The sequence below is a fragment of the Bifidobacterium callitrichidarum genome (assembly GCF_003129905.1).
Taxonomy (GTDB): domain Bacteria; phylum Actinomycetota; class Actinomycetes; order Actinomycetales; family Bifidobacteriaceae; genus Bifidobacterium; species Bifidobacterium callitrichidarum.
Window position 1 is genome coordinate 95,712 of record NZ_QFFM01000012.1, and the last position, 6,938, is coordinate 102,649.

Annotated in this window: 4 protein-coding genes; all 4 read right to left on the reverse strand. The window is 56.0% G+C overall.

The annotated features are described in order from the left end of the window. Positions 1 to 19: 19 nt before the first annotated feature. Positions 20 to 1,366: a hypothetical protein gene (locus tag DF196_RS07070; RefSeq protein WP_109057157.1), complete on the reverse strand. Its 1,347-nt coding sequence runs from the start codon at positions 1,364 to 1,366 to the stop codon at positions 20 to 22. Between the two features lie 139 nt (positions 1,367 to 1,505). Then, positions 1,506 to 2,447 carry a P-loop NTPase family protein gene (locus DF196_RS07075; RefSeq protein WP_146194730.1) on the reverse strand — a complete coding sequence of 314 codons (942 nt, stop codon included), beginning with the start codon at positions 2,445 to 2,447 and terminating at the stop codon, positions 1,506 to 1,508. 103 nt (positions 2,448 to 2,550) lie between these two features. Beyond that, on the reverse strand, positions 2,551 to 5,931 hold the full coding sequence (locus tag DF196_RS07080; RefSeq protein WP_158276291.1) for an FtsK/SpoIIIE domain-containing protein: 3,381 nt from the start codon (positions 5,929 to 5,931) through the stop codon (positions 2,551 to 2,553). A 126-nt stretch (positions 5,932 to 6,057) separates the two neighbouring features. Beyond that, entirely contained in the window at positions 6,058 to 6,600 is a 543-nt protein-coding gene (locus DF196_RS07085) for a hypothetical protein (protein ID WP_109057160.1), read from the reverse strand. Positions 6,601 to 6,938: the final 338 nt, after the last annotated feature.

The window sequence follows — 6,938 nt, forward strand, 5'->3', positions numbered from 1 at the left end:
GGAGAAGTGTTCCTTTTGTTTAGAGGACTGTGATTTCCGTATGCTTGCCGGAACTGGGGGAGAGATAGTCGGCGTGGCCTTGCGTATCCTCCAAGGTGAGGCTGGCGAACGAGTACGGGTTGCCGGTCTTGTGGGAGGAGAGCAGCAGGTGTACGTCGTTTTCGGTGTTTTCGATCAGGGCGCGCAAGTGTTGTGCGATGCGGGCGACGAGCAGACTGGCCTTGATGTTTTCCGGTGTCCGGTCCAAGCGTGCCTGCACTTCGGGTAGGCCTTCGACGGTGACGAGCAATGGCAGGGGAGTGGCGTCGTTGAATGTGCGACGCAAGTAGTCGAGGGCTTGTTCGGTGTGGTGGAGGACTTGGAGTTCCTGCTGGTCATCGTCGGTGACGAGGTTGAATCGGACGGTCATCCATCCTTTGGCTTGCGCGTAGGAGCAGATGTTGCTGGTGGTTGCTGTCTCGTAGACTCCGCGCACCCAGAGGTGTCGGTCTTGGAGCGTGTTCCAGTGGATGGTCTGATTGTTTTCGTCTATGCCGATGCGGAGCCTATGGGTGGTGTCTTCGTATTGGGTTTCGCTGTCGATGTCGTCGGTTTCGTCCGTGTCGTCGTAGTCGTCCGACTCGTCTGTCTCATCGTCTTCGCACTGGCTGTCGCACGGTTCGTCGCCGGTCTCGTCTTCATCCGATTCATCCCAATCTGATGGACTATCGAAGTAGTCGAACAGGTTGCGGACATCCCCATTCAGATCAGGGATAGGCGGGAACAACGGCAGTCCCGGCTCATCATCTTCACGCTTCTCACTAGTGCAAGCAGGATGCTTCTCCCCGTCACCCGGATAATCATCCAAATCCAACCGGTACGTAAGCCGCTTATCCTTGAACAACTCCCACGCCAGATCATCATCCTCACGCAACTGCGTGATCACATGAATATTCACACTCCCGCCCGCACGGACGATACGAGTCAACGTGCGACGCAAATACCCGCTACCCGGGCCAGTCGCCAACAAATATTCGACGTTATCCACCAGGAGAAGAATCGGATTCAAACGAGGACGATACGAAAACCTCGGGTCAGCTTTCTCAACAGCACGCTGACGAAACTCAAAAGTCTTCAACACGTCATCGAGAACATGAGTAGCCTCCTCATGATCCCAACCATTCAACGTCGCCAACCGCCAGCCAGCTGACGCAGCCTGCAACATGATCCGACTGAGCATACGATTGCACGCATCATCCTCCCCCGTAACAGTCAGGTTCGGAACCCAACCGGCATCCCAATACACGGGGAACCCTTCCGAATCGGTTCCGATGGGAATGATGTATGGGCTGAGCCGATGCTCAGGAGTATTGGGGATTGATTGCATAAACGCTCCCTAAATCGTGGGGATTGAGATTCTGGAAGCATTGTGATGGTTTACAGATGAGCGTAACTACGCGGGGTAGGGGGAAAGAAAAGGGCTGAAGCCGGATGAAACCATGCTTCAGCCCTTCATGCGATTACGTCTACTTCACTTCAGGCGGCAAGTATTCGTCAAAATTGATCTTCTCGGCCGACTGGACACCGGATAGAACATCACTGATGTCGTCGGAAGTTCCAGGCCACCAAGTTTGGACCACCGACAACATGCCTTCGGCGGACTCATAAATTCCACGGCCAATCGTCTTCCCGTCATTGATCTCATAATCCTTTTGCAGACGGTGGGCCTCGGACAGATTCATCATGCAGACGACGTCAGCTAGGCTTTCTGCTCCCAAGACCAGTTTTCCTACCGTCTTGTAAAAGGCCCGACCTCCGGGGAAAACATCACAATCGCGACTGGTCAGGCGGTGTGCTCCAATGAGAATGCTGATACCTGTCGTGCGTCCTTGGATTGCAATGCGTGATAGGGCTCCGCCGGTTCTTCTGATAGAAGCGTTTCTCGAATTGATTCGCCTGTTTAGCTTAGCGATCTCTTGATCGTCGGCTGGGTTTGCGGTCGGCTTCATAATCCCCTTTAAATAGGATTCGAATTCATCAAAGACCAGAAGAATCCGTTTCGGCCTATCCGCTTCCGGGAGATCGTCAATGTGCGTGCACCCGGTCTTGGCCAGGAGCTTTACTCTACGATCTAGCTCCGCTTCAACCCACAGGACACAAGCTTCGGTCTGACGGTAATTACCTTGTCCGATGAATGCAATGGACCTTGATTCGCCCCATGGTTTGAAATCGGATGCACCCTTCGAGGGGTCGATGACAATCAGGTCGTACCCGTAGAGGAGTGCTTCGATTGCTGGAGTCACCATCGCATAGTATTTGCCGCTTCCGCTTTTACCGGCGACCAATAGGTTCGGAGTAGATCGAGTGTTCCATGAGACGAGCCGTCCGTGCTCATCAACCCCTAATGGGAATGTCCGCTTGTCTGACTGTTTAACGATCTCCCAATCTGCATCTTCCTGATATTTCACGAGACCCCTTACGTCTGGAGAACCGAATGGGTTACGGGAATAAGTGTGATGGTGGTTCTTGTGCCGCATATGCTCGGGAAAAGATAGATGCGGCACAAGAACGTCACCAGTCGAGTTCCTCAGCGTCCTCGATCTGTTCGTCGGAGATTGTCTGATCGGATTCGGAGAGGACCTGTTCGGCCTGCTGTTGGTCGACTTCACCGAACGTGTCTGCTTCAGGAGGCAGGTATTCGCTGATGTCCACTTTTTCAACCGGTGGCACGTCGGCGAGGATTTCCTCGATCGCCTGATTACCGCCGCTATACCATGTTTGGACAGCGGACAGTCGACCGTCGGCGGACTCGTAGATGCCGCGACCCATCGGCATGCCTTCACCATCCTTGATGCTGCGTTGCAGACGGTTCGCTTCACTCAGGTTCTGTGCTGCGACCACGCCCGCCAACGAGTCGGAGCCGAGCATGATTCGACCCAAGGTCTTGAAGAAAGCTCGACCGCCTTGAATCTTATCCATGTCGTCGCCGCTGATACGCTGCGCACCCAATAGCATGTTGATGCCGGCGGTACGGCCTTGGACGGCAATACGGGCCATGGCTCCACCGGTTCGACGGATTGAAGCGTTCCTGTTGTTGATGCGACTGTTGAAGTTGGCTATCGTCGTATCACCGGTCGGGTTCGAGGCTGGTTTTTCGATGCCGTTCAAATAGGAGTTGAACTCATCGAAAATGATGAGGATACGTGGCGGGCGTTCCTCGTCGGGCATGTCCACGATATTCTGATACCCCTGTTCGGCCATGAGACGTACGCGACGACCCATTTCGGCCTCAGCCCAGAGGATTGCGGCTTCGGTTCCACGGAAGTCGCCTTGGCCGATGAACGCGAGCGAACGCGGGTCGCCCCACATTTTGAAGTCGTTCGCACCCTTCGACGGGTCGATGATGATCAACTGGTATCCGTGCAGTAGGGCTTCGACGGCTGGTATCTGTGCGAGCGAGGATTTACCTGTACCGGATTTGCCCATGACCGCCAAGTGCGGGGTCTGTCGCACATCCCAGACGACGGGTTCGCCCATATCGTCGACGCCCAATGGGAATCGACGGTCGTCGAATTTCATGGCTTCCAACCAGTCGGCGTTGACGATCTTCGGGAACGGACTGTGTTTGGATAGGAGCATGTCCCACTGGTCGGAGCCGTTTTCGTCGCCACGTTCGAGGATTCGACCGTATGAGTAGTCGGCGGCGGTGAGGAATTTACCGAGGTTCGCCTGCGGCTTGTCCAAGGATAGGCCGGCGGGGATGCGGAATCGGGCTTTGATGACGCTGTGGTTTCTGGGTAGGACGGATAGGTCCATGACTTTTGGCGTGTTGCCGCTTCTGTCGGCGACGCCTGCGATACCCCACGAGTTCGATAACGCGACCTTGATGAGCTGTTTCTGGGTGGCGGGTTTCTTGAAGTGGCTGATATCCTCCGGAGCCAAATACGGTCGGTTCATGGCCCAGATGGTCGCTTCGCTGGCGCTCTGCCAATCCCAGTAGATCGTGCTGATACCGGCCGCAGCCCGGATACGCTCGTCCTTGTTGCGGAAGTCGGCGACCGTCGCACCCCCGCCCAGTCGGATTTGGATACGCCACAGTGGTACGTCGCGGGATTCGAGCAGACAGGAGGAGATCGTCACGGTCTTCGACCCCGACAACTCGTTCAACAATGCCTTGTAGATGAGGCATTTCGCATACACTGCGGTCGCAGGTGACGGGCCTTTCAACTGGTCGAGACGACGGGGAACGCGCATACCGTAGATGCGGATGACCTTGGCGAAATTGTTGCTGGATTCGCACATGCCGATATATGCGGCACTCGGGTCCAATGCAGACATGTCCAGTCGCGCGTAATCGGCTACGGTGCGCGTGCTTGCGATGATGTATTGCATGGTCACCGCGCGCACATCCATGACACGACCTTCGGCTTCGGAATCAAAATAGGGTTCCGGGGCTTTGATCTTGCTGTTGCCGATGATGCTGGTCCAAGTGTCAACTTCCTGCTTATACCTGCGTTCCATGTCGATATACGCTTGGAATGATGGTTCCCTCGTAACCACATTGGGCTTGCCGTTCTCATCAAAACCTCGACAGTAAACCCCGCTCGGCGTCTTGCACTTGTTGCCTTTATCCGACAGTGGTGTGCTCGGGTCTGCTGCCAGATGGAATTTGTCGAACAGGTCGCGGTGTATCGGCAGGTGGATGATGTCTCCGGGGGAGGGTTCGTTGACCAGCCAGCTTAAGCCGATGTTGCTGAGTTCGTCGCCGCCGACTGGCGGGTCGGTGAAGGTGATGAGCCATGCGGCTTCCGTGTCGTCGTCGCTTACGTCGGTGACGGTCGTCAATGGTGGCTGCTTGTTGAACAAATGGCCGACCTGCGCGTATGCGATATCACACATGAGGGTTGCGAGTTTTTCACCGGCGGAACGTTGCGTGATATCCGGCAGCGCGCTCTCATCCTTCGCCAAGATGAGACGCACACTGTTCGGACTGAACGTGTCAACACCCTGCTTACGCTGCTTGGCGCGCAACAGTTCCACGAAATTGTAGTCGGCGTCGAACGCGGCCGGTTTGATGGCTTCAATGCCGGCTTTCATGACGCTCATCACATCCCCTTGGATGCGGACGCGGAGCACGATCAACGGATTCTGCCGGTCGCCCAACGTGCTTACCTGCGTCAAATAAGCGTTGTTCCACGGTTTATGCATCGGCGAGTTCTCGTCGGCAATCCACCCATCCAACGTCTTCTGCCATTGGACTTGTTCCTTCCAAGCGGCCGTCTGACGTTTCCCATCCAGCAAACAGATCATCCATAGCATGACCGACGCGGGCACGGCCCAGATCGCCGCGAACCCGGTGAACTCCAGATACCAGGCGAGGAAGAACACGAACACGAGCACGCCGGTCGTTACTCCGACCGCGATACGCTTGCCCATGGGCGCTTTTGTCCAGAACGAGCTGATACTCACACCCTGATACGGGTGACGCCTGTCGACTTTCCTGTCCTTGTACTGCATCCAACACATTCCGGTCCAGAACGAGAACAGCATGTTCAACGGGCCAACCCACGGGTAGGGGCTGTTGAGGCTGACCATCATGCCGAGCAGCATCCACCCCCAGAAACCTACTCGCCAGACAGTGGTCCACTGCTTGTTCGGACGTGCCTTGCCACCATCCTGACCAGCCTGGAACGGGAGCAGTCCGGCGAGCATATCCTTCCACTTCCGATACGCGGCCATCTGCCGAGGGTCCGGCTCATCGGATTTCTTCGTCTGCATCGGGGGTTTCGCAGCCAAACCGGCTATGACTATCCCCAGCCAGACGATTGGCATTGCAGGCCAACGCAGCCACCAGAACAGGAGCGCCACCGCCATGAACATGGAGAACCATAAGCCCGCCGGCACGGGTTGCGGTGGCTGATTGGATTTGCCGCGTTGTCGTGGATACGCCATCAGATGCCTCCGAATAGGGGAGAGGGGATGAAGAAGTCTGATGGGAAGGATATTGGTTTGCGCATGCATACGAGAACGCGCACCTGCAATGGGTGCGCGTTCGGAGTTTAGAAAATCATTCTGTTGTCAGCGGTGCCAGTCCGGGTCGAGTGGAGCGAAATGCTTCCGTTCCACGCCGCAGGCACGATAGGCTTCGATGATCGGACGGCCTTTGACCCAGTTGCGGACGATGCTCGGATGCTTGTCGAGCTCGTCGGCCAAGGTCGTGAAGTCAAGCGGCAGGTCACCGGACACGGGGATATCGCCGTTGATGACGAAGCGAAGACCGTTGGAGACGACGACGCACAGTTCCACGCCGGAGTATTCGAGCTTGTCGACGACGGTCCAGTCGCCTTCCAGTCCTTGCGGGTGAACGATGATCGGTTCCGGCTCTTCGAGGCGACCGTCTTCGATGTGGGTGTCGAGCCACCAGCTGAAGGTGCCGCGATCTTCGGATTCGCAGTCGTTTTCCTGTTCAGCCCAGAGTTCGGCGAGTTCGCGGAGCGTGGTTCGTTCGCCGTTGAGTATCCAACCCTGGTTGCTGCGGGAGTTGAGGCGGGTCTGGTTGTTGATTTCGCTTGCGATGTCGTGTTCGGTGATGGTGCCGATGTGCATATAGTCGCGGTACATGTCTTCTCCTTTTGCTTTTTTTGGGTTTTCCAACCCATTCTGTGTGGACAGTTACAGTATACCGCAGTAAGGCGGCGAACACGCCCGAAAACCCGGTTCCGTGCGACGGAATATCGGCAAGCAGAAAACGAACATGCCGAATGTTCGTTTATATCGAAAAACGATATACGTAACAGCGCGTAACACCGTGCCACACCGCTGCCACACCGGGTGTGGCACCTCTCAGCCCTACTCCCGTAAGGGCTGAGGGGGTGTTGCCACACCGCCACACCGCTATACCCTATAACCCCACTCCCAAACCCACCCCCCAAACCCCTAATAACACTTCTATATACATC

Bases quoted from the DNA above. Each gene is read 5' to 3' on its own strand.
- DF196_RS07085 (WP_109057160.1), bottom strand. From the start codon at position 6,600: ATGTACCGCGACTATATGCACATCGGCACCATCACCGAACACGACATC.
- DF196_RS07070 (WP_109057157.1), bottom strand. From the start codon at position 1,366: ATGCAATCAATCCCCAATACTCCTGAGCATCGGCTCAGCCCATACATC.
- DF196_RS07080 (WP_158276291.1), bottom strand. From the start codon at position 5,931: ATGGCGTATCCACGACAACGCGGCAAATCCAATCAGCCACCGCAACCC.